The organism is Rhodanobacter sp. UC4443_H10 (assembly GCF_052978325.1).
In genome coordinates this window covers 274,556-296,832 of sequence record NZ_CM129668.1, presented here as the reverse complement: position 1 = coordinate 296,832, position 22,277 = coordinate 274,556, and the positions used below count along the sequence as shown (strand labels likewise).

Here is a 22,277-nt window from a genome sequence, read left to right as displayed (position 1 = left end):
ACCGTACCGTCCGCCAACCGGCAACGTTCAGTGCAGCTGCCGTCCGGAGCGGGTGAACCGGCGCCATAGCCGGCGCCACAGCATCGCCAGCGGGAAGGCCAGAATCAGAAAGGGCAAGCCGTAGCCGAGCAGCCCCAATGCATCGACCACGCCGTCCGCCACCTCGTCGGGCAAGCCGGAAAAGCCGATACCGATACGCCCGCTGCGGGCATCGCTACTGTCGAACTCCAGTTCGAGCCGATTGGTATCCAGCCGGCGCTGCTGATTTGCCCCAGCGGCCTGCAGCGATTGCAGTTGGCTTTCCACCGAGGCCTGCTCGTGGCTGAGCGCGATCAGATCGGCAACGGCCATGTCCTTGCGCGCGGCGAGGTCCGCCAGATGTCGGGCTTGCTTTTCCAGCAAGTCGCGCTGACGCCGGTTGTCGGTGACCACATCGGCGAGATCCTCGGCCCGGGTCTGCCGGTATCCGACCGTGCCGTCTTGAGATGCCAGCTTCGCCATCGGCTCAACGCCATCTGGCACGATTCGCACGACCAGCGATGCCGAGTGCTCATCCTGCCGAATGCGCAGAACGTTGCAGGCACCGAATCGATCCGACTCGCAAGCCTGCCGGGCCGCCGCCAGGCGATCGGCAATTTTCGCTTCCGGCAGTTTGATTCGCAGCGTGTGCTCATAAGCCAGCATCGCCCCGGACTTCGACTGCTCTCCGCTGACCGGTGCTGGCGAGACCTCCTGCTTCTTCGAGCACCCGCAGATCGCCTGCAGCACACCCAGCAGCAACAGCGCCATGCAGACAGAGTGGAAGCTGGACATGCGATTCCCCAAGGCAGTCAGGTCGGGTCAATCTGCCACAGCGGCAGACAAACTCAAACCACGTGGCGTCGAAGCGCGAGCGCACCGTACCGCGGCGCCCCGCGCTTCGTCCCGACACCCAAAGGCATCGTGCACAGGGTGCGCTCCTGCACGGGCACGCGAGTCGTGCCAGGCATGGCGCTAGAATGCCGCGACTTCCCTTGCGCGTACGTCCATGCACCCCGTCAATCAGGCTCGTCTGCAGATTCATTTCTGCGTGTTGCTGTGGGGCTTTACCGCGATCCTGGGCAAGCTGATCACCTTGCAGGCGCTGCCGCTGGTGTGGTGGCGCATGCTGCTGGTAACCGGTGCGCTGCTGCTGGTGCCGCGGGTGCGGCGCCAGTTGCGGGCGATGTCATGGCGGCTGATCGGCGCATATGCCGGCATCGGCGTGCTGGTGTCGCTGCACTGGCTGACCTTCTATGCCGCGATCAAGCTGTCCAATGCCTCGGTGGGCGCCACCTGCATCGCGCTGGGGCCGGTGTTCCTGGCCTTCATCGAGCCGTGGCTCGCCAAGCGCAAATTCGATCCGCGCGAATTGCTGATCGGCGTGGCGGTAGTGCCGGGCGTGGTGATGGTGGTCGGCGGCGTGCCGGTGGACATGCGCATCGGCATCGCGGTGGGCGTGCTGTCGGCGCTGTTCGTGGCGCTGTTCGGCTCGCTCAACAAGCGCATGGTCGAATCGGGCGATCCGCTGACGGTGACCTTCATCGAGCTGGGCACCGGTACCGCGTTCCTCACCCTGCTGGCGCCGCTGCTGCCGCACCAGGGCGCGCTGTTCGTGCTGCCGAGCCTGCACGACGCGCTGCTGCTGCTGGCGCTGGCGTTCGGCTGCACCCTGCTGCCGTTCACGCTGGCGCTGGTGGCATTGCGCCACATGACGGCGTTCGGCACCCAGATGGTGACCAACCTGGAACCGGTCTACGCGATCGTGCTGGCGATCGTGCTGCTCGGCGAGCAGCACGAACTCGATCACTGGTTCTATCTCGGCGTGGCGGTGATCCTCGCTGCAGTGTTCGTGCATCCGCTGCTGCATCGCAAGCAGCGCGTCACCACCCAGCCGGAGCTGCTTGGCACCACCGAAAGCCACAGCATGGTCGACTGAGCGAACCTCGCGCACTACGCTGCCACGGCGCGCCAGCGTTGATTCATCGGGGCGAACACATGACGACCGCCAACCACCAGCACCACCGCGGCATCTTGCAGGCATTGGCCGCGGCAGCCTTGTTCGGCCTCGGCACGCCGCTGGCCAAGCTGCTGCTGGACACGACGCCGCCGCTGCTGCTGGCCGGGCTGCTGTACGCCGGCTCGGGGCTGGGCCTTTCGCTATGGCTGCTGCTGCGCAAGCTGCGCCGCCAGCGCGCCGCTGAGGCACCACTGACGCGACGGGATGCGCCATGGCTCGCCGGCGCGGTGCTGTTCGGCGGCGTGCTCGGTCCGATCCTGCTGATGCTGGGGCTGGCGCAGACGCCCGCGTCCACGGCCTCGCTGTTGCTCAACCTGGAAAGCGTGCTGACCGCCGTGCTCGCCTGGGTGGTGTTTCGCGAGAATGTGGATCGGCGCGTGTTCCTGGGCATGCTGGCGATCGTTGCCGGCAGCGTGCTGCTGTCCTGGCAGCGCCAGGCCGGCAGCGAGGTTCCGTGGGGCGCGCTGGCGATCGCCGGCGCATGCCTGTGCTGGGCGATCGACAACAACCTGACACGCCCCGTCGCCGGCGTCGATCCGGTGCAGATCGCCGCGATCAAGGGCGGCGTGGCCGGAATCATCACGCTCACCCTGGCGCTGATGATGGGCTACCGCTTCCCTGCCGTGCTGCCCCTGCTCGCCACCGGAGTGCTCGGCTTCGTCGGCTACGGCCTGAGCCTGGTGCTGTTCGTGCTCGCCCTGCGCAGCCTGGGCACGGCGCGCACCGGCGCGTACTTCGCCACCGCTCCGTTCGTCGGTGCCGGCTTGTCGCTGTTGCTGATCGCCGAACACCCGCCGCTCGTATTCTGGCTGGCCGGCGCGCTGATGGTGCTCGGCGTATGGCTGCACGTCAGCGAGCGGCATGCGCACGAACACGCCCATGAGGCGCTGGCGCACAGCCATCGCCACTACCACGACGAGCACCACCAGCACGCCCACGACTTCCCGTGGGACGGCAAGGAGCCCCACACCCACCCGCACGTGCACGAACCGCTGGTGCACAGCCACCCGCACTATCCGGACATCCACCACCGCCATCGGCATGCCTGAAGGAACCTCGCCCCGATGACGCCATTCCCGCGAAGGCGACAGGAGCTTTCGCGGGAATGGCGACCAGGAACGCGGCTGTTCGCGATCTCCTCAAATGGCCAACAGCCGCTCAGCTGGGCGATACCCGACGCCCCGCATTGCCCCCGTGCACCCACCGGTACAGCGCCGGCAGCACCAGCAGGGTCAGCAAGGTCGAGGACAGGATGCCGCCGATCACCACCGTGGCCAGCGGGCGCTGCACTTCGGCGCCGGTGCCCACGTTCAGCGCCATCGGCACGAAGCCCAGCGACGCCACCAGCGCGGTCATCAGCACCGGCCGCAGGCGGGTCAGCGCACCTTCGACGATGGCGCTGTCCAGATCACGGCCTTCGTCGAGCAGGCGACGGATGAACGACACCAGCACCACGCCGTTGAGCACCGCCACGCCCGACAGCGCGATGAAACCCACGCCGGCGGAAATGGAGAACGGGATGCCGCGCAGCCACAGCGCGAGCACGCCGCCGGTCAGCGCCAGCGGCACGCCGCTGAAGATCACCGCGGCGTCCTTCGCCGAGCCGAACGCCATGAACAACAGGCCGAAGATCAGCAGCAGCACGACCGGCACCACGATCTGCAGGCGCCGGCCGGCCGAGATCAATTGCTCGAAGGTGCCGCCGTAGTCGATCCAGTAGCCCTGCGGCAGCACGACCTCGGCGGCCACGGCGTCGCGCAACTCCTCCACGAACGAGCCCAGGTCGCGGTCGCGCACGTTGGCGGTGATGACCACCCGGCGTTTGCCGCTTTCGCGGCTGATCTGGTTGGGCCCGGTGGACAGCTCGATGCGCGCCACCTCGCCCAGCGGCACGGTGGCGGGGACGGACGGGTCGTCGTGCGCCGGCAGCGGTATCGGCAAGGCACCCAGCGCCTCCAGCCGGTTGCGCTGCGCCTCCGGCAGGCGCACCACGATGTCGATGCGCCGGTCGCCCTCGAACACCTGGCCGGCGGTGCCGCCGCCCATCGCGATGGACACCGTGTCCTGCACGTCGGCGACCGACAGGCCGTAGCGCGCCAGCGCGACGCGGTCGGGCCGGATCGTGAGCAGCGGCAGGCCGGTGGACTGTTCCTGCTTGACGTCGGCCGCGCCGGCCACGCCGGCGGCGACTTTCTCCACCCGTTCGCCCAGCTTCACCAGCGTGTCGAGATCATCGCCGAAGACCTTGATCGCCACCTCCGCGCGCACGCCGGCGATCAGCTCGTTCATGCGCATCTGCACCGGCTGGGTGAACTCGTAGTTGTTGCCGGGTATCGCGCGCACCGCCGCGTCCAGCTCGCGGACCAGCTCGGCCCTGGGCTTGCGCGGATCGGGCCAGTCCTTGCGATCCTTCATCATGATGAAGGTATCGGCGACCGACGGCGGCATCGGGTCGGTCGCCACCTCGGCCGTGCCGATCTTGGCGAACACGTGGCTGACCTCGGGGAACTGCTTGATGCGCGCTTCCAGTTGCGCCTGCATGCCGATCGCCTGGGTCAGGCCGGTGCCGGGGATGCGCAGCGCATGCAGGGCGATGTCGCCTTCGTCCAGGTCGGGGATGAACTCGGCGCCGAGCCGGCCGGCCAGCAGCCCGGCGGCGACCACCAGCACGGCCGCCGCGGCGACCACCGCCACCCGCCAGGCAATCACCCGCGCCAGCAGCGGCGCATAGGCGCGGCGCAAGGCGAGCATCACCCGGTTCTCCTTCTCGGCCACGCGGCCGCTCACGAACATCGCCACCGCGGCGGGCACGAAGGTCAGCGACAGGAGCATCGCCGCGGTGATCGCGATCACCACGGTGAACGCCATCGGGTGGAACATCTTTCCCTCGACTCCCGAGAGGCTGAAGATCGGCAGGTACACGGCGGCGATGATGAACAGGCCGAACAGGCTCGGCTTGATCACCTCCACCGTGGCGCTCGCCGCCAGCGCGAAACGCTCGTCCCGGCGCAACAGGCGGCCCAGGCGGTGCTGCGCCTCGCCGAAGCGGCGCAGGCAGTTCTCCACGATGATCACCGCGCCATCGACGATCAGGCCGAAGTCGAGCGCACCCAGGCTCATCAGGTTGCCGGAGATGCCGTTGCCGACCATGCCGCTGATCGTCATCAGCATGGTCAACGGAATGACCGCCGCGGTAATCAGCGCCGCGCGCAGGTTGCCCAGCAGCAGGAACAGCACCACGATCACCAGCAGCGCGCCTTCGACCAGGTTCTTCTGCACCGTGGCGATGGCCCGGTCGACCAGCTGCGTGCGGTCGTAGACCGCGCGCGCGCTGACCCCGGCCGGCAGGCTTCGGTTGATGTCCTGCAGCTCGGCCGCGACCCGCCGGGCCACCACGCGGCTGTTCTCGCCGATCAGCATGAACACGGTGCCCAGCACGGCCTCGCGGCCGTCCTCGGTCGCCGCGCCGGTACGCAGCTCCTGGCCCTCGACGACCTCGGCCACGTCGCGCACGCGCAGCACCACGCCGTCCTGCCGCTTGACCACGACCTCGCGCAGGCCGTCGAGTTCGGTGATCTGCCCGGGCACGCGGATCAGGTACTGCTCGCCGAAGCGCTCGATGTAGCCGGCGCCGACGTTCGCGTTGTTGCGTTCCAGCGCCTGCTGCACGTCGACCAGGCTCACCCCGTAGGCGGCCAGCCGGGCCGGGTCGGGGGTGACGTGGAACTGGCGCACGAAGCCGCCGATCGTGTTGACCTCGGTCACCCCGGCCAGGTTGCGCAGCTGCGGCCGGATCACCCAGTCCTGCAGCGTGCGCAGGTCCGTCGGCGTCCACGGCTCGCCGTCGGCACGCCGCGCCTCGGGGTCGGCCTCGACCACGTACATGAAGATCTCGCCCAGGCCGGTGGTCACCGGCCCCAGCGTCGGCTGCATGCCCGCCGGCAGTTGCGCGCCGACCTCCTTCAGCCGCTCGGCCACCTGCTGCCGCGCGAAATACACGTCGGTGCCGTCCTCGAACACCGCGGTGATCTGGGACAACCCGTAACGGGCGATCGAGCGCGTCTGCTGCAGGCGCGGCAGGCCGGCCAGCGCCGTCTCGATCGGCCAGCTCAGGCGCTGCTCCGCTTCCAGCGGCGAATAGCCGGGCGCCTCGGTGTTGATCTGCACCTGGACATTGGTGATATCGGGCACCGCGTCGATCGGCAACTTCGAATAGTTCCAGACGCCCAGCGCGCCCAGCCCCAGGGCCAGCACGAGCACCAGCAGGCGATGCGCGATCGCGGCGCGTACGAGTCGTTCAAGCATGCGGGCGTCCTCAGTGGTCGTGGCTGGCGCCGGACTTCTCGATGTCCGCGCGGATGAGGAAACTCTGCTCGCTCACGTAGGCCGTGCCGGGCTTGAGACCGCCGAGCACCTCGGCCGAGCTGTCGTCGCGATCGCCCAGTTCCAGCATGCGCACCTCGTAGGTGTCGCCGACCTGGGCGAACACCACGGTGAAGTCGCGAAAGCGCTGCAGGCCCGAGACCTTCACCGCCAACGGCACTTCGCGCTCGGCGACGACAACCTCGCCGACCACCGCCATGCCCGGGCGCCAGGCATCGTCCGGGTTGGGAATGCGCGCACGGGCCACCACACTCATGCCCGCCCGGGTCACCGGCACCAGCGTATCGATGCGGGTGCCCAGCGCTTCGCCGCCGCTGGCCGGGCGCACGCTCACCGCCTGCCCCGGCCGCAGGCGATCGGCATCGCGCCCGACCGCATGGAGTTCGATCCAGACCGAGGACAGATCCGCAATCTCGAATAGCGGTGCCTCGCCGGCGACATCGCCGACGTTGGTGTTGCGCGCCAGCACCACGCCGTCCAGCGGAGCGGTGACGGCGTAGCGGCGCATGCTGTCGTTGCCTTCCACCGTGGCCAGCGTCTGCCCGCGGCGCACGCGATCGCCCAGGTTCACCGGCACCGCTCGCACGATGCCCGGGAAGCGGGCGCGTACCAGGGCCTGGCGACTGCGGTCGATCGCCACGCGCCCCATCAGCGGCAGTGCGTCGCGGATCGTGGCCGGGCCCACCACCGAGGTTTTCACCCCTGACGCTGCGGCAATCGCCGCAGGAATCGTGACGCGCCCTTCATACGAGGCGTAGGTCCACGCGTGCGTCTTGCCTTCGTGGGTGGCACTGACCTTGACGTCGAACGAGTGCGGCTCGACCACCGTGCCGTTGGCGACCAGTGCGTCGCCTTCCGGGCGGAACGTGAAGCGGGTGGTTTCGCCGTCCAGACGTCTGATCTCGACCACCGGCTGCAGCGCGCCCGGCGGCAACGGCTTGCCGTCGCGGTAGCCATACAGGCGGAACTCGGGCGGCACGCCGGTCTCGTACACGGTGACTTCGAGCGCGAACGGACCGTCGCGCAGCAGGCGGCCGTTGTGCGGGCCGCGCTCGAAGGCTTCAGCGGCCGCGTGTTCGCCTTCGGCCGGTTCCTGCGCCGCGCGATCGCTGCAGGCGCCGAGGGCAAGCGGGGCGAGGATCAGCAGCGCCAGCGCGGCGCGATTGATAGAGAGGATTTTCATGGGGACGGAACTCCGGCAGTGACCGTCATCCGCTCGATGTCGGTCAACAAGGTGTGGTAGCGGACGGCGGCGTCGATTTGCGCGTTGCGCAGCTCGAGCAGCGTGCGCTGGGCCTGCGACAGCGCGACGAAACTGAAGCGCCCGGCCTCGAAGCCCTTGCGGGTCAGCGCCAGCGCGGCCTCGGCCTTCGGGATCATGCGGTCGCGGTGCGCTTCGAAGGCGGTGCGCGCGTGCACCAGTTCCTGGTAGGTCGAGAACAACCGCTGGCGCACGTCCATCTGCTGCGCCTGCGCGCGCGCGTCCGCCGCCTCGGTCTCGGCCACGGACTGGGCCACGCTCAGCGCCGAGCGTTTGGCGCTGCCCAGCGGCAGCGAGATGCCGGCGATCAGCGCGGTGTCGTTGAACGTCGATAGCCGCCGCACGCCGACGTGCCATGTGACGTCCGGCCTGGCACTGGCGGCGGCTACGCGTTCACGCGCTTGCGCCGCATGTGTGTCCAGCGCCAGGCCGCGCAGGCCGGGGTTGTCGGGCAGGCGCGAAACGATGACGTCATATGACGGCACAGCGGGCAGCTCGAACAGGTTGCCGGCCACCGTGTCGAAATCGGGCTCGACGGTATTCCACAGCGCGGCCAGCGAAACCCGGGCACCGGCCAGTTCATGCGCCGCGTGCTCCACCTCGATGTCGGCCCGCGTCTCGGCAATCTGCATCAGGGCGAGATCCGACTCCGGACTGCGGCCCGCCTGCACCCAGCGACGCACGGTGGCGGTCAGCTCGTGCGCGAGGGCGAGATCCTGCGCCGCCACGGTGCTGCGCGCCTGGTCGGCGAGCACTTCGACAAAACGCCGGGTGGTCTCGGTAGCCAGTTCCAGGCGGGTCTGATCCAGCGCATTGCGCGACCGCTCGATGTCGATGGCGCCCACCGCCCGGCGCGCGTCGCGCTTGCCGCCCCGTTCGATGACACGACCCAGCCGCAGCGTGGTTTCTGCCGCCCGGACGCCGACGACCGATCCGGTACCGCCCACGTTTTCCACATCCGCCCCGACCACCCACGGCGGCGCCAGGCCGGCAAGGTCCGCCTGCCGTTCGGCGGCGACGACCGTCCGGTCGCCGGCGCGAAGGGCCGGGTTGTGTGCAAGCGCACGAGCTACCGCTTGCGGCAGCGAAAGGGTCTCGCCCGCCACCGCAGGCGCACCGAAACCGCCCGCCAGCAGCAGGAGGCACAGACAGCGTAAAGAAAACACGATGTTCTCCCATCGAATGCACAGTCAACGAGTTCAGGCCGCGATGCGGCCGTCGGGACGTTGCCGTCAGACGATGGGAGGGCGATGCAGGCGGGTCAGCGAACCGTCGGGTGCGGAAGCATCCTGCCGAGGCGCGCAGGCGTCTGCCTGCACCGGTGCGCACAGTGCAACGACGACTTGCGGCAGGGTTGCCGCGGCGCCGGCCAGGTAATGTGCATGGACGTGCGAGCCGTCCGGCAACGGCACCATCGGCTCGCCGTCGCCATCGGCATGGTGGTGATCGGCAGCGGCATCGGCGGCGATCGCATGTACTGCCGTGTGCGCGCCGTCATGGCCGTGCGTGATCCACCTCGGCATCAAGGCCGACAGCACCATCGCCAACGCGAGCAGCAGCACCGTGCGCACCATGACGGGGCGACGACGGGGCAAGCGGCGAAGGGTGCGAAGGACGCTCATGACCCGCTCACTATGCGCAGGAAGAACCGTGAAGGCAACCGGCGATTCGACGCACCACCGGCTGCCCGCTCGCCGCGGCGATCAACCGCAGCAGCCCTTCTGCTGCTGGACCGGCGGGCACGGCACGCTGCCCCAGGAACAGAACACGCAACAATCGCCCGGCTTGGGCTGCAACAATTCGCCGCAGCCGGGACAGTCGTAGAAGAACTGGCAGGCGTCGGTCGGCATGGTTTCGGTGACCTGGTGGCCGCAATGCGGACAAGTCAGCGTGCTGCGCAGGATGGGTTCGGTCGTCATGGCATCCACCCTACTCCGCTTGCGTCGGCGCGATCATCTGGCCGGCCCGACGCAACCGGCGCAGGACCAGCAGGCGGAATGCGGCGGGGATGACCAGCATGGACAGCAGCGGCGCGGTGAGCATGCCGCCGATCATGGGCGCGGCGATGCGCTGCATGACTTCGGAGCCGGCGCCGTGGCCGAGCAGGATCGGGAACAGGCCGGCAAGGATCACCGCGACGGTCATCGCCTTCGGCCGCACGCGCTGCACCGCGCCTTCGCGGATCGCCTCGTCCAGTTCGGCGACACCCGACGCCGGATCGGCCGCCAACTGGCGATCCCACGCATGGCGCAGGTACAGCAGCATCACCACGCCGAATTCGGCGGCGACACCGGCCAGCGCGATAAAGCCGATCATGGTCGCCACCGACACCGCATGCCCAAGCAGCCAGATCAGCCAGAGTCCGCCCACCAGGGCCAGCGGCACGCTGGCCATGATCAACGCGGCCTCGCTCATCCGGCGGAACACCGCGTAGATCAGCACGAACACAATGAGCAGCACGATCGGCACCACCAGGGTCAGTCGGCGCATCGCCTGCGCCAGATATTCGAACTGACCCGACCACGCCACGGTGACGCCCGCCGGCAGTTTGACTTCGCTGGCCACCGCGCGCTGCAAGTCAGCTACCACCGCGCCGAGGTCGCGGCCGGCGGTGTCGACGTAGACGTAAGTCGCCAGCTGGCCGTTCTCGCTTTTCAACATCGACGGTCCGGCCGCCACCTCGATGTCGGCCACCTGCCCCAGCATCAACTGCGCGCCGTTCGCCGCGACGATCGGCAACTTCGCCAGCGCGGCCAGCGAATCGCGCGCCGCCCGTGGATAGCGCAACACGATCGGGTAGCGTTCGCGCCCCTCGACGACCTGATCGATCGGTTCGCCGCCGACCACCGTTGCAACCAGCTGCTGCACCTGCTGCTGGGTCAGGCCGTAACGTGCGGCATCGGCGCGCCGGATGCGCACGTCGACATAACGCCCGTTGGCGGCGCGCTCGGCAATCGCCGAACTCACCCCGGGCACGCCGCGCGCCACCGTCTCGATCCGGTCGGCCACCCTCTGCAAGCTGCCGACATCGCTGCCGAGCACCTTGATGCCGATCGGGCTCTTGATGCCGGTGGCCAGCATGTCGATGCGATTGCGCAGCGGCGGCACGAACAGGTTGGTCAGGCCCGGCACCTGCACCGCCTGGTCCAGTTCCGCCTTGATCTTCGCCATCGTCATGCCCGGTCGCCATTGGTCCTTGGGCTTGAACGTGATGGTGGTTTCGAACATTTCCATCGGCGCCGGATCGGTGGCCGTGTCGGCACGGCCAGCTTTGCCGAACACGTGGTCGACCTCGGGCACGGTCTTGATCATGCGATCGGTGAGCTGCAGCAGTTGCGCAGCCTTGCCCGAGGACAATCCCGGCAACGCCGTGGGCATGTACAGCAGCGTGCCTTCGTCCATCGCCGGCATGAATTCGCTGCCGAGCCGGCCGAGCGGCAGCAGTGCGGTGAGCAGCAACAGCCCGGCCAGCGCCAGGGTCGCTTTCGGATGGCGCAGCACCGCTTCCAGGATCGGCCGGTACAGCGCGATCAGGCCGCGGTTGAGCGGATTGGCGCGCTCCGGGCGAATGCGCCCGCGGATCAGGTAACCCATCAGCACCGGCACCAGGGTCACCGCCAGCCCGGCCGCCGCCGCCATCGCGTAGGTCTTGGTGAACGCCAGCGGCTTGAACAGCTTGCCTTCCTGCCCCTGCAGCGCAAACACCGGGATGAAAGACAGCGCGATGATCAGCAGGCTGACGAACAGCGCCGGCCCGACCTCCGCCGCCGCGTCGGCGAGCAGCGACCAGCGCGCCGCACCTTGCGGCTCCTCGCCGTCGTGCGCGTCGCGCCAGTGTTCCAGATGCTTGTGCGCGTTCTCGATCATCACCACCGCTGCATCGACCATCGCGCCGATCGCGATGGCGATGCCGCCGAGCGACATCAGGTTCGCCGTCACGCCCTGCAGGTGCAGCGCGATGAACGCGACGAGTACACCCAGCGGCAGGCTGACCACGGCGACCAGCGCCGAGCGCAGATGGCCCAGGAACAGCACGCACACCAGCGCGACCACCAGGAATTCCTCGAACAACTTGCCCCACAGGTTGCTCACCGCCGCGTCGATCAGCTGCGAGCGATCGTAGGTCGGCACGATCTCGACGCCGGCCGGCAGGCTGCGCCTGAGTTCGGCGAGCTTTGCCTTGACCGCCCCGATCGCGGCCTTCGCGTTCTTGCCCGAGCGCAGCACGATGATGCCGCCGGCCACTTCGCCCTGGCCATCCAGTTCGGCGATGCCGCGCCGGAAACTCGGCCCGCGCCGCACCGTGGCGACCTCGCGCAGCAGCACCGGCACGCCGTTCGCGCTGGTAGTGATCGGCACGTTCTCGAAGTCCGCGCGGCTGCGCAGGTAGCCTTCGCTGCGCACCATCAACTCGGCCTCGCCCTGCTCGATCACCGAGCCACCGTTGGCACCGTTGGCCGCGCGCACCGCATCCGCCAATTGCGCCACCGTGATGCCGCGCGCGGCCAGCGCCTGCGGGTCCGGCACGATCTGCCAGGCGCGCTCCATGCCGCCGAGGCTGGCCACCTCGGCGACGTCGGGCACGGTCTTCAGCTGATAGCGCAAAAACCAGTCCTGCAGCGCGCGCAGCTCGCCGAGATCGTGCCTGCCGGTGCGGTCGACCAGCGCGTATTCGTAGACCCAGCCCAGGCCGGTGGCGTCGGGGCCCAGCGACGGGTTGACCCCGGCCGGCAGCTGGCTGCGCACCTGGCTCAGGTACTCCAGCACGCGCGAGCGGGCCCAGTACAGGTCGGTGCTGTCGTCGAACAACACGTAGACGTAGGAGTCGCCGAAGAACGAATACGCGCGCACCGTCCGGGCGCCGGGCACCGACAGCATGGTGGTGGCCAGCGGATAGGTGACCTGGTCCTCGACCACCTGCGGCGACTGCCCGGCCCAGCTGGTGCGGATGATCACCTGGGTATCGGACAGGTCCGGCAGCGCGTCCAGCGGCGTGCGCATGACCGAGAACACGCCGGCCGCGGCCAGCACCAGCGCGGCCAGCAACACGGCCACGCGGTTCGCGATCGCGACACGAATCAGCGCGGCGATCATGGATGGCCTCGCATCGGCATCGGATGGGACATGGCGCGGTCCGCGGCGCTGGTAGCTGCTGCGGGCCCGCCCCGGCCATCGCCCAGGCGCTCCAGCGCGCCGGACAGGCTGGCCTCCGAATCGATCAGGAACTGGCCGGACACGACGACCTTCTCGCCGCCGTGCACGCCATCCAGGATCTCCGTGTAACCATCGGCCGAACGCCCGGTGCGCACCGCGAGCGGACGAAAATGGCCGTCCGCTTCAGCCACGATCACCCGCGTCTGCCGGCCGGTGGCGATCAGCGCGTCGTCCGGAACCACCGGCACCGCCTTGCCATCGGCGGAATGCAGTTGCACGGTGACGAACATGCCCGGGCTCAACCGTCCGTCCGGATTGGCCAGCACGATGCGTGCGCGCTGGGTGCGCGTGGCGTTGTCGACATCCGGCAGCAAGGTCTCCACGCTGCCGTGAAACACCTGCCCGGGAAATGCATCGACCGTGACGGTGACAGGCGTGCCGGCGCGCACCGCACCGGCGACCGCCTGCGGCAGCGCCGCTTCGACCCAGACCGTGGCCAGGCTGTTCAACGTCATCAGCGTCTGCCCGGCACTCACCCGCTGCCCCTCCCGTACTTCCAGCGAAGTGACCACGCCGGCCTGCGGCGCATGCAGCGTGATCGCCGCACCCGCGCCGCGATGTGCCGCGCGGATGTCCGCAGCGTTCAGACCCAGCACCTGCAGGCGCTCGCGTGCGGCGCCGCGCAAGGCCTTCGCGTCGGCCGACTGCGCGCCCTGCAGCGCGTCGTACTCGGCCAGCGCGCTGCTCCACTGCGGCGCCAGCAGGTCGGCCAGCGGCTCGCCTGCCGTCACCTGCGTGTACGGCGCGCGCACCCGCAGCTTGCCGATCACCGCATCGACGCGGGCGCTGACCGTGGCGGCCTCGCGCGGGTTCCACGCCACCGTGCCGGGCACGCGCAGCGCGCTCGACAGGACGCGGCGCTCGACCGGCGCGGTGCGCACGCCCAGGTTCTGCACGGTGGCCGGATCGATCCGCACGGTACCTGCCGCCGCGCTGCCATCGGCATACTTCGGCACCATTTCCATGCCCATCGGCGACAGCCCGGGTTTGTCGAAATGCTGCTCCGGCACCATCGGGTCGTACCAGTACAGCACCTTGCCGGCCGTGTCCGGCGCGGTCGCCGGCAGGTGCGTCGATACGGTAGCGGCCTGGCGACGGCCGCCGAGATAGCCGGCGACGAGCAATGCCATCGCCGCGACGATGGCGGCAAAAACGACCCAAGGACGCTTCATGGCGTCACCTCCGAAGGCAGCAGATAGGCAAGCGAAGCCCACGACCGTGCGCGAGCGGCCAGTGCATCGGCGTAGCTCAGGCGCAGCTCGATCTCGGCGCGGCGCGCATCCAGCCACGGTTGCAGCGAACCGCCGCCGCGGTAACCAGCCAGCGCGGTTTTCGCACGATCACGTGCCAGCGGCAGCAGGGTTTGCCGATAGCGCACGATCTGCCGCCCCCAGCCTTGCCAGGCAGCCACCGCCCGCGTCACTGCCTCGCGCTGGGCACGACGCGCGTCCTCGTGATCGGCCTGCACGGCGTCCCATTGCGCCTGCCGGGCGCTGATACCGCGGTCCTGCCGGTTGCGCGTGAACAGCGGCAGGCTGACGCCCACCTCCAGCATCACCATGTCCGACAGGCCCGGCGCACGTTTGCCATAGCTGGCGCTCACGCTCCAATCCGGGTGCCTGGCCGCACGCGCCCGCTCGAGCGCCGCTTGCGCCACCTGTTCGCGCGCAGCCCACGCCTGCAACGGCACCTGCCGGTCGATGCTGGACGCCAGGCGAGCGGCATCCACCGGCAATTGACCGAAGTCCTGCGCCGCACCAAGCGTGCGGGTTGGCGTTCCCACCCAGCGCTGCAAGCCTGCCTGTGCGGCCGCGAGATCGGCGTCGACCGCCTCCAACCGATTGTCGAGTGTGGCGACCTCGGCCTGCGCTGCCAGCGCGTCGACCGCGCTGCCCTCACCACCGCGCAGGCGGGCCTGCGCGATCCGCGCAGCCAACGCCGCCTCGTCGTGCAGGTCAGCCAACAACGCACGCTGCTGCTCGACCGCCCACACGTCTATCCAGGCATCGGCGATGCGCTCGCGCACGCTTTGCGCGGTGGCCACGCTGTCGGCCTGCGCCAAATCGATGCGCGCGCTGGCCAGGGCGCGCTCCGCGCGACGCGCCGTGCGCGACGGAATGGCCTGCATCACGCCGACCGTACGCACGGTCATCTCGTCCGAGCGCAGGCTGAAAGCGCCCGGGCTGGTGACCGGGTAGTTGGAAAGCCCGAACGTCAGCGTGGGATCCGGCAGCTGGCCGGCACGCGCCGCGTCCTCGCGCGTGGCCGAGATGTCGGCGGCACGCGCCTCAAGCTGCGGCGCTCGCGCCAGGCCTTGCCGAACGGCCGCTTCCAGGGTCAGTGGCGGTTCGGCGGCCTGCGCCGCCGCGGCCACGGCCACCCACAGGAGCGCGGCCAGGCCCGTCACCATCGGGTGCCGGGCGAAATGAATGGACAACATGGATGAACACTCCGTCGATCTGAGCTTTGCGCCGCGCCACGCGGGCACGGCACCACGTCGGTGGATACCGCAACGTGTCAGATCAAATCAGGAGCGAGCAGAACAACAAGCGGGGAATCGGTGGCGGCGCTCGCAAACGCTCGCGCTGAATCAACGCCCGCTCGGACGGCAACGTCACGGCCGTCATGGACGGCAGCACCGGCGGCAGCGCAGGCAGCGCGCTGGCCGGCACCGAGGCGGTGCGAGCGTCGACCTGGGTGGCATGATCGGGTTGGCAATGCTGCCGGCACAGCGGATCGACCGGCGTCGCCATGTCCGCGCAATCGTCGGCCATTGCCATGGGGGAGGAATGCACCGCCACGGCCAGCGCAGCCGTGGCCGGTGGCACCGGTGCGGCGACGCAGACATACGCCGCCACCGCCACCTGCTGCCACAGCAGCAGCACGACCACCAGCCACGCAAGGCGGCGACGGACGACGGGGCGGAGGCGGAAGGCGGGTTTCATCTCACGGGCACTGTAATGTCGGCAACGGGCAGGTCATTGACGCGGGTCAAGTCGGCGGATTGCAAGCACGATACCGACTTGGCTCACCCGGCGGGGCCATGCGTCGCATACACCCGGGTCGAGCCGTCGCGGCCGATCAGCACCACGTCGTAGCGTTCGGGTGCACCCATCTCCATGCCGGGCGAACCCATCGGCATGCCGGGCGCGGCGATGCCGATGGCGTCCGGCCGCTCGGCGAGCAGACGGCGGATGTCCTCCACCGGCACGTGCCCCTCGACCACGTAGCCCTCGATCACCGCGGTATGACAAGACATCGCACCGGGCGGCACGCCGAAGCGCGCCTTCACCGTCGCCATCGGCTGGTCCTGGTGCACGGTGACGGTGTAGCCCTGCGCGCGCATGTAATCGACCCAGGCGCCGCAGCAGCCGCAGGACGGGTCGCTGTACACGTCCAACGCGTTCGCGGCCATCGCCGCCGGCGCGAACAGCACGGCAAACAGCAAACTGATGCCCATGCGGGAAAACCATCGTTTCATCGTCATTCTCCGGTTGCCGGGGTGGTTTGCCACTGGATGGACACGATCTTCCAGCTGTCGCCGTCCTTGCCGAGCTTGAGCATCTCGCGGCTGCGCAGCGTGGTCGGCTTGCCCTTGATCGTGACCTCGATGTCGCTTTCGCTGCCGACCATCGCGGTGTCGCCCATCGGCATCGAGCCGAACGAGACCGGCGTGAGCTTCGCAGCCTTCAGGAACTTGATGTCCTCGCCCAGATGGCCGGCGATGTATTCGTCGCGTGTCTGCGTGTGACCGCCTTCGCTGACGCGGACCTCGGGCGCCAGCAGTGCGAGTACAGCTTCGCGGTCGCCACGCTGCAACGCGGCCTGGAAGGCCCGCGCCACCGTTTCCGCCGCCGGCACCGCGCCCGGCGTCATGCCTTCCATCGACAGCGGTGCCTCGACCGCCGGCGCGGTATCGTGTTCGTCGGCATCGCCATCCGCGTCAGCGTGGCTGTGGCCCGCGTCGCCGGCCATCGCCATGCCCTCCATCACCGCTGCGCCATGCGCATCGTCGTCAGCGGCGCTGCCATGGCTGTGGCTGTGGCCGCCCGCTTCATCCATGTCGTGGTCCTGCGGTGCCCGGGCCACGATGTCCTGATACTGCGCCGGCGTCATGCCGGGCAGTTTCTGCAGGAACGCCACCATGCTCCAGATCGTGGCGTCGTCGTGGGTGGCGCCCCACGCCGGCATCGCGCTCATCTTGATGCCGTGCTTGATGACCCAGAACGCTTCGCGCGGGTCGGGCCGGAATTTCGCCAGCTCGGGCGGCAGCGGGTACAGGCCGGGACGCATCTCGTTTTCGGCCATGCCCGGCGCCAGGTGGCAGCCGGTGCACATGGCCGCGTACTGGCCGGCGCCGTTGAGGATCAGCTGCGGATCGTCGAGGTTCGGCACCACGATGTCCCTTGCGTGATGTTCGATCGAGCGCTCGCGCAGCGCCTGCATCAACGCGTAGACGGGTTTGGTGTGGTGGTCGTCGGCGCCGATGTTGTAGACGCCGGACCAGACGAAGGCGCCGACGCCGGCGGCGGCGATCACGCAGAGAATCACGACGGTGATGATGAGTCGTTTCATGGGCTCTCCTCAGAACCAGATGCGCAGGCCGGCGACCCACTGCCGGTCGAAGACTGCCTGATGATCAGCGCGGGCGAAATCGGCCGTGGTGCCGAAGCGGCGCGTCCAGACTACGCCAAGATACGGCGCGAACTCGCGCCGTATCTCGTAGCGCAGGCGCAAGCCCAGCTTGGCATCGGTGAGGCCGCTGCCGATGCCGCGTGCCGGGTCGGACTTGCCGTGCAGATTGACCTCCAGCTCCGGCTGCAGGATCAGCCGCTGGGTGAACAGCAGCTCGTAGTCCGCACGCAGGCGCGCCGCGCTGCGACCGGATGGCCCGACGTAGGCGGTTGCCTCGACCTCGAACCAGTACGGCGCCAGACCCTGCACACCGAACGCAGCCCACTCCCGCTGCGGGCCGGCGCCGAAATCATGGCGCACGCCCAGCTGCGTGCTCCAGAACGCGGCGACGGCGTGGTTCCACAGCGCCTCGACCTCGCCGTCGTCGACCCTGCCACCGCTGCGTTCGCCCTCGCTGCGCAGCCACAGCTTGTCCGCGTCGCTGCCGTACCAGCCTTCGGCCTCCCACGACTGGCCGTTGCCGTCGCGGCCGTGGAACGCTTCCAGTTGATCGACCAGCAGCATGCCGGCGGGTGTGCTGCCGTGCATGTGCAGGGCGTGCGCGGGGCTGGCGGCGATGCCGTCGGAATAATCGCCGCTGCGTGCGTCCGCGGGCGCGTGCTCGCCCTGCGCCGGCTCCGTGTTTGTGCCCGCGCCATGCGCCTGGCCGTGGCTCATGCCGTGCACCGACGTGTGATCCATGCCGGGCATGACGTGGGTGGATGCCGCCGGCGCGGGCGTCGGCGCGCCGTGATGCATGGAGCCGTGATCCATCCCGTGCACCGAGCCATGGTCCACCGCCGTCGGCGCCGCGCTGCTGGCCGGAGCCGGTGCGCTCTGCGCCGTCGCCGCCAGCGGCATGGCCAGCAGCAGCGCGGCCAGCCACGCCGCGCGACGCAGAACAATCGAGGTGTCGCGACGCTTCGTGCTCATGCCACCACCACCTCGCGGAACATGCCCGCCTCCATGTGATAGAGCAGATGGCAGTGGTAGGCCCAGCGTCCCGGCGCGTCGGCGGTGACCGCATAGGTGATGCGCTGTGCCGGCTGCACGTTGATGGTGTGCTTGCGCACCTGGAACTGCCCGTGCGGGTTCTCCAGCTCGCTCCACATGCCATGCAGGTGGATCGGATGGTTCATCATGGTGTCGTTGACCAGCACGATGCGCAGGCGCTCGCCGGTGTTGAAATGGATCGGCTTGGCGTCGGAGTACTTGATGCCGTCGAACGACCACATGAAGCGCTCCATGTTGCCGGTCAGGTGCAGTTCGATCTCGCGGCCGGGTTCGCGCGCGTCGAGCGGGCCGTCGACGGTGTGCAGGTCGGCGTAGGTCAGCACGCGGCGGCCGTTGTCGCGCAGGCCGATGCCCGGATCGTCGAGATTGCTGCGCGGCATGTCGACGCGCATGTCCACGCCGGGGCCGTATTCGCTGCGGGCGTGGTGCACGGCGAGTGCGGTGGTCATGCCGCCATGATCCATGCTGCCGTGGTCCATGCCGGGCATCGCGGCATCACCGCCGCCATGGTCCGCGTGCGACATCGCGCCCATCATGTCCTGCATGCCGAGCCACACGCGCCGGTCAAGCGCCGGCACCTCGGCTTCCATGCCTGCACGCGGCGCCAGCGTGCCGCGCGCATAGCCGCTGCGGTCGATCGACTGGGCGAAAAGCGTGTACGCCCGCTCCTCCTGCGGCTCGACGATCACGTCGTAGGTTTCGGCTGCCGAGATGCGGAACTCGTCGACCGGCACCGGCTGCACGTCCTGGCCGTCGGCGGCGATCACCGTCATCTTCAGGCCGGGGATGCGCACGTCGAAGATGCTGGACGAGGAGCCGTTGATGAAGCGCAGCCGGATCTTTTCGCCGGGCTTGAAGATGCCGGTCCAGTTGCCGGCCGGCGCCGCGCCGTTCATCAGGTAGGTGTAGGTGTAGCCGGAGACGTCGCCGAGGTCGGTCGGATTCATGCGCATCTCGTTCCACATCCTGCGTGCCGACAACGCCTGGCCCAGCCCCTTCTCGCGCACGTCGTGGAAGAAATCCGGCACGGTCGGCTGGGCGAAGTTGTAGTAGTCGCCCTGCTTCTTGAGCTTGGCGTAGATGCGCTCCGGGTCCTCGTCGGTCCAGTCGTTGAGCATCACCACGTAGTCGCGGTCGGTCGGGTAGCGCTCCGGGCCGGCCGGATCGATCACCAGCGGGCCATAAAGCGCGTTCTGTTCCTGGAACCCCGAGTGCGAGTGATACCAGTAGGTGCCGCTCTGGCGCAGCTGGAACCGGTAGAGGAAGCTTTCGCCCGGCGCGATGCCGTCGAAGCTGAGGCCGGGTACGCCGTCCATCCGGAACGGCAGGATGATGCCGTGCCAGTGGATCGAGGTGGGCACGCGCAGGTGGTTGCTCACGCGCAGATTCACCGTGCTGCCCTCGCGCATGCGCAGCAGCGGGCCGGGTACGCTGCCGTTGACGGTGGTCGCCGGCCGCGCGGCGCCGGTGAAGTTGACGGTGCGCTCGACGATGTCCAGCGCAAAGTCGTTGCCGCTGAGCACGGTGGGCTGCCCCGGGCTGGTCAGCGCCCAGGCGTTTGCGGGCCGCAACAGGCCAAGGCCGGCTGCCGCGCCGCCCAGGGCCAGGCCCTGCACGAAACGTCGCCGCGACAGGTCGGTCGCAGGCATGGGGGGAAATGGATGCACGCAGGTCTCCTTCGGGGAAGGCACCGGTGGCCGGTACCGACACGGGCCGCCGTCCACGCCCGCCGCCAGGCGGGCATGAAGGCACGGTCGCAGCGAACGAGGATCAGCCGGCTGGCGGCCGCAGCGGTGGCGCGTGCACGACGCTGGGCGCGGACGCGAAGGGAGGGGAAACGTGCAGCGGTTCCGGCGCCGCCGGCACCAGAGCAGCCAGGGTGGCCGCCTGCAGCAGGCTGCCGCACGCCGCCGCGCAATGGGCCGACGTCATCGCGTCGTGCTGGCCGAGGCCGTGGTCGGCGCAGCAGCCGGACGCGACCGGCATGGCATCCGGACCATGATCGACCGCGTGCGCGACGGACGGTGCCGGCGCGCCCCGCAGCGCGTCGCCGGCCATCCCGCGCGGCATGCCATGCACCGGTGCCAGCGCGAGAATCAGCCACGCCAACCATGCCATCGCCCGGAGGGACGGCAAGCGTGCGGCATGGCGAAGCAGGTGATTCATCGGCACAGCATAGGGTCGGTGCCGGCCAGTCTCAACTCTGGACATGGGTCCATCGGCCCATGTCCGGCGCCCGCCATGGTTCGTCGGTCACCCGACGAACTACTTGGTATAGCCCATGTGCAGCGTGATCTTGTCGCCGACTTTCAGGTTGGCCACCGAAGCCGGCGGGAAGTGCACGCGTAGCGACATGCCTCCCGCGTCCGCCTCGACGATGCCGGTCTTGGCATCCACCGACCTCACCGTGGCCGGCATCATGTGCATGCTGCCGTTCTTGTTGTGGCGCATCATCTTGTGATGCATGCCGCCCATATGGCCCATGCTGCTCGACGCCGGTGCCGGCGCCATGCCTCCGGTGTCCTGGGCGCTGACCGTGCCGAATGCCAGGCAAAGGCCGACAGCGGCCGTCGAAACCATGATTCTTGGCAGGAGCTTCATGATGATTCTCCGCGCAGGTGGACGGCCGGAGCCGCGCGTCCGGCCGGTTGCAACGCTGCAACAAGCGGAGCCTGCACCGGCCCATGTGCAGGAAAGGTTACGTAGCACCGGGGGAGCACGGCATCGGCCCTCTATACTGGGTGTCCCCATTCCCGTGACCGCCATGAACTACCGCCATGCCTACCACGCCGGCAATTTTGCCGACGTCCTGAAACACATCGTGCTGCTGGCACTGATCGAGTCGCTGCAGGCCAAGCCCGCACCGTTTTGCTATATCGACACCCATGCCGGCAGCGGCAACTATCCGCTGGACGGTTTCGAGGCAGGCAAGACCGGCGAGTTCAAGGACGGCATCGCGCGCCTGCACCCGGCGGAGAAACTGCCGCCGCTGCTGCGTCGCTGGCGCGACGGCATCCTGGGCAGCGCCGACAACGCGCAGGGCCTGAAGCGCTACCCCGGCTCGCCGCTGCAGGTCGCCCGCCTGCTGCGCCCCGGCGACAGCGCCCAGTTGTGCGAACTGCATACCGAGGCGGCATGCAAGCTGCGCGACCTGTTCCGCGGCAACCCTCAGGTGCACGTGCACGAGCGCGACGGCTACGAGGCGCTGAAGGCGCTGGTGCCGCCGCAGGAGAAGCGCGGCCTGGTGCTGATCGACCCGCCTTACGAGGCGCAGGACGCCGAGTACAAGCTGATCGAGCAGGCCCTGAAGCCGGCGCTGCAGCGCTGGCCCACCGGCGTCTACGCGGTGTGGTATCCGATCAAGCTGCGCAGCCAGGTACAGCCGTTCCTGCGCCGCCTGCAGCACAGCGGGGTGAAACGCGTCCTGCGCGCCGAGCTGCTGGTGCACCCGGACGATTCGCCGCTGCGCCTCAACGGCTCAGGCATGGTCATCCTCAACGCGCCGTGGAAACTGGACGATGCCCTGCGCGAACCGCTGCGCGTGCTGGCCGGCCTGCTGGCGCGCGAGCGTCCGGCCACGGTAAAACTCGACTGGCTGCTGGACGAGGCCGGCAGCCAGCTGAATACGCCCAGCCCCCTGCCCGCCTCGCGACTACCGCCCAGGCCGAACCGTCGCTAAGCTGGCCCCGTCTC

General features: G+C 69.1%; 19 protein-coding genes. 3 read left to right on the top strand and 16 right to left on the bottom strand.

The genetic code is table 11. From position 1 onward, the window contains the following. Nucleotides 1–27: 27 nt before the first annotated feature. Nucleotides 28–813, bottom strand: a complete 786-nt coding sequence (locus ACVCMB_RS01285) for a DUF4349 domain-containing protein (protein WP_447105944.1) — start codon at nt 811–813, stop codon at nt 28–30. A 214-nt stretch (nt 814–1,027) separates the two neighbouring features. Between ACVCMB_RS01285 and ACVCMB_RS01280 the strand changes: the two genes are divergently transcribed. Together ACVCMB_RS01280 and ACVCMB_RS01275 are read left to right on the top strand one after the other, a co-directional pair. Beyond that, the gene (locus tag ACVCMB_RS01280) at nt 1,028–1,957 is read left to right on the top strand and encodes a DMT family transporter (RefSeq protein ID WP_395117639.1); all 930 of its coding nucleotides are present in this window, start codon (nt 1,028–1,030) and stop codon (nt 1,955–1,957) included. 59 nt (nt 1,958–2,016) lie between these two features. Next, complete coding sequence (locus tag ACVCMB_RS01275; protein ID WP_447105943.1) at nt 2,017–3,087, top strand: EamA family transporter; 1,071 nt, start codon at nt 2,017–2,019, stop codon at nt 3,085–3,087. 109 nt (nt 3,088–3,196) lie between these two features. Here ACVCMB_RS01275 and ACVCMB_RS01270 read toward each other — a convergent pair whose 3' ends face one another. From ACVCMB_RS01270 to ACVCMB_RS01200, 15 genes are all read right to left on the bottom strand, one after another. Then, nucleotides 3,197–6,343 (bottom strand): efflux RND transporter permease subunit, encoded by a 3,147-nt coding sequence (locus ACVCMB_RS01270; protein ID WP_447105942.1) that lies wholly within the window; start codon nt 6,341–6,343, stop codon nt 3,197–3,199. Nucleotides 6,344–6,353: 10 nt separating this feature from the next. Further along, complete coding sequence (locus ACVCMB_RS01265) at nt 6,354–7,604, bottom strand: efflux RND transporter periplasmic adaptor subunit (protein ID WP_447105941.1); 1,251 nt, start codon at nt 7,602–7,604, stop codon at nt 6,354–6,356. Then, nucleotides 7,601–8,848, bottom strand: coding sequence for a TolC family protein (locus tag ACVCMB_RS01260; protein WP_447105940.1), 1,248 nt, complete (start codon nt 8,846–8,848; stop codon nt 7,601–7,603). Before ACVCMB_RS01260 ends, ACVCMB_RS01265 begins: the two co-directional genes overlap by 4 nt. A gap of 66 nt (nt 8,849–8,914) precedes the next feature. After that, a complete protein-coding gene (locus tag ACVCMB_RS01255) occupies nt 8,915–9,304 on the bottom strand; it encodes a hypothetical protein (protein WP_447105939.1) in 390 nt (129 codons plus the stop codon). A gap of 81 nt (nt 9,305–9,385) precedes the next feature. Beyond that, nucleotides 9,386–9,601, bottom strand: coding sequence for a GDCCVxC domain-containing (seleno)protein (locus ACVCMB_RS01250; RefSeq protein ID WP_447105938.1), 216 nt, complete (start codon nt 9,599–9,601; stop codon nt 9,386–9,388). Nucleotides 9,602–9,611: 10 nt separating this feature from the next. Beyond that, nucleotides 9,612–12,776: an efflux RND transporter permease subunit gene (locus tag ACVCMB_RS01245; protein WP_447105937.1), complete on the bottom strand. Its 3,165-nt coding sequence runs from the start codon at nt 12,774–12,776 to the stop codon at nt 9,612–9,614. Beyond that, a complete protein-coding gene (locus tag ACVCMB_RS01240; RefSeq protein WP_447105936.1) occupies nt 12,773–14,068 on the bottom strand; it encodes an efflux RND transporter periplasmic adaptor subunit in 1,296 nt (431 codons plus the stop codon). Before ACVCMB_RS01240 ends, ACVCMB_RS01245 begins: the two co-directional genes overlap by 4 nt. Next, nucleotides 14,065–15,336 (bottom strand): TolC family protein, encoded by a 1,272-nt coding sequence (locus ACVCMB_RS01235; protein ID WP_447105935.1) that lies wholly within the window; start codon nt 15,334–15,336, stop codon nt 14,065–14,067. The genes ACVCMB_RS01240 and ACVCMB_RS01235 overlap by 4 nt, the downstream gene beginning before the upstream one ends. A gap of 82 nt (nt 15,337–15,418) precedes the next feature. Then, nucleotides 15,419–15,841: a hypothetical protein gene (locus tag ACVCMB_RS01230; RefSeq protein ID WP_447105934.1), complete on the bottom strand. Its 423-nt coding sequence runs from the start codon at nt 15,839–15,841 to the stop codon at nt 15,419–15,421. Nucleotides 15,842–15,924: 83 nt separating this feature from the next. Next, entirely contained in the window at nt 15,925–16,377 is a 453-nt protein-coding gene (locus ACVCMB_RS01225; protein WP_447105933.1) for a DUF411 domain-containing protein, read from the bottom strand. A 2-nt stretch (nt 16,378–16,379) separates the two neighbouring features. Beyond that, a complete protein-coding gene (locus ACVCMB_RS01220) occupies nt 16,380–17,471 on the bottom strand; it encodes a c-type cytochrome (RefSeq protein WP_447105932.1) in 1,092 nt (363 codons plus the stop codon). A 9-nt stretch (nt 17,472–17,480) separates the two neighbouring features. Continuing rightward, nucleotides 17,481–18,503 (bottom strand): copper resistance protein B, encoded by a 1,023-nt coding sequence (locus tag ACVCMB_RS01215; RefSeq protein ID WP_447105931.1) that lies wholly within the window; start codon nt 18,501–18,503, stop codon nt 17,481–17,483. After that, nucleotides 18,500–20,233 (bottom strand): copper resistance system multicopper oxidase, encoded by a 1,734-nt coding sequence (locus ACVCMB_RS01210; RefSeq protein WP_447105930.1) that lies wholly within the window; start codon nt 20,231–20,233, stop codon nt 18,500–18,502. The genes ACVCMB_RS01215 and ACVCMB_RS01210 overlap by 4 nt, the downstream gene beginning before the upstream one ends. Nucleotides 20,234–20,354: 121 nt before the next feature. Next, nucleotides 20,355–20,702, bottom strand: a complete 348-nt coding sequence (locus ACVCMB_RS01205; RefSeq protein ID WP_447107200.1) for a hypothetical protein — start codon at nt 20,700–20,702, stop codon at nt 20,355–20,357. A gap of 147 nt (nt 20,703–20,849) precedes the next feature. Continuing rightward, entirely contained in the window at nt 20,850–21,185 is a 336-nt protein-coding gene (locus tag ACVCMB_RS01200) for a hypothetical protein (protein WP_447105929.1), read from the bottom strand. 163 nt (nt 21,186–21,348) lie between these two features. On the opposite strand from ACVCMB_RS01200, the gene ACVCMB_RS01195 reads away from it, so the two are divergent. Next, the gene (locus ACVCMB_RS01195; RefSeq protein WP_447105928.1) at nt 21,349–22,263 is read left to right on the top strand and encodes a 23S rRNA (adenine(2030)-N(6))-methyltransferase RlmJ; all 915 of its coding nucleotides are present in this window, start codon (nt 21,349–21,351) and stop codon (nt 22,261–22,263) included. Nucleotides 22,264–22,277: the final 14 nt, after the last annotated feature.

Bases quoted from the DNA above. Each gene is read 5' to 3' on its own strand.
- ACVCMB_RS01285 (WP_447105944.1), bottom strand. From the start codon at position 813: ATGTCCAGCTTCCACTCTGTCTGCATGGCGCTGTTGCTGCTGGGTGTG.
- ACVCMB_RS01280 (WP_395117639.1), top strand. From the start codon at position 1,028: ATGCACCCCGTCAATCAGGCTCGTCTGCAGATTCATTTCTGCGTGTTG.
- ACVCMB_RS01275 (WP_447105943.1), top strand. From the start codon at position 2,017: ATGACGACCGCCAACCACCAGCACCACCGCGGCATCTTGCAGGCATTG.
- ACVCMB_RS01270 (WP_447105942.1), bottom strand. From the start codon at position 6,343: ATGCTTGAACGACTCGTACGCGCCGCGATCGCGCATCGCCTGCTGGTG.
- ACVCMB_RS01265 (WP_447105941.1), bottom strand. From the start codon at position 7,604: ATGAAAATCCTCTCTATCAATCGCGCCGCGCTGGCGCTGCTGATCCTC.
- ACVCMB_RS01255 (WP_447105939.1), bottom strand. From the start codon at position 9,304: ATGAGCGTCCTTCGCACCCTTCGCCGCTTGCCCCGTCGTCGCCCCGTC.
- ACVCMB_RS01250 (WP_447105938.1), bottom strand. From the start codon at position 9,601: ATGACGACCGAACCCATCCTGCGCAGCACGCTGACTTGTCCGCATTGC.
- ACVCMB_RS01245 (WP_447105937.1), bottom strand. From the start codon at position 12,776: ATGATCGCCGCGCTGATTCGTGTCGCGATCGCGAACCGCGTGGCCGTG.
- ACVCMB_RS01240 (WP_447105936.1), bottom strand. From the start codon at position 14,068: ATGAAGCGTCCTTGGGTCGTTTTTGCCGCCATCGTCGCGGCGATGGCA.
- ACVCMB_RS01235 (WP_447105935.1), bottom strand. From the start codon at position 15,336: ATGTTGTCCATTCATTTCGCCCGGCACCCGATGGTGACGGGCCTGGCC.
- ACVCMB_RS01230 (WP_447105934.1), bottom strand. From the start codon at position 15,841: ATGAAACCCGCCTTCCGCCTCCGCCCCGTCGTCCGTCGCCGCCTTGCG.
- ACVCMB_RS01225 (WP_447105933.1), bottom strand. From the start codon at position 16,377: ATGAAACGATGGTTTTCCCGCATGGGCATCAGTTTGCTGTTTGCCGTG.
- ACVCMB_RS01220 (WP_447105932.1), bottom strand. From the start codon at position 17,471: ATGAAACGACTCATCATCACCGTCGTGATTCTCTGCGTGATCGCCGCC.
- ACVCMB_RS01215 (WP_447105931.1), bottom strand. From the start codon at position 18,503: ATGAGCACGAAGCGTCGCGACACCTCGATTGTTCTGCGTCGCGCGGCG.
- ACVCMB_RS01210 (WP_447105930.1), bottom strand. From the start codon at position 20,233: ATGCCTGCGACCGACCTGTCGCGGCGACGTTTCGTGCAGGGCCTGGCC.
- ACVCMB_RS01205 (WP_447107200.1), bottom strand. From the start codon at position 20,702: ATGGCATGGTTGGCGTGGCTGATTCTCGCGCTGGCACCGGTGCATGGC.
- ACVCMB_RS01200 (WP_447105929.1), bottom strand. From the start codon at position 21,185: ATGAAGCTCCTGCCAAGAATCATGGTTTCGACGGCCGCTGTCGGCCTT.
- ACVCMB_RS01195 (WP_447105928.1), top strand. From the start codon at position 21,349: ATGAACTACCGCCATGCCTACCACGCCGGCAATTTTGCCGACGTCCTG.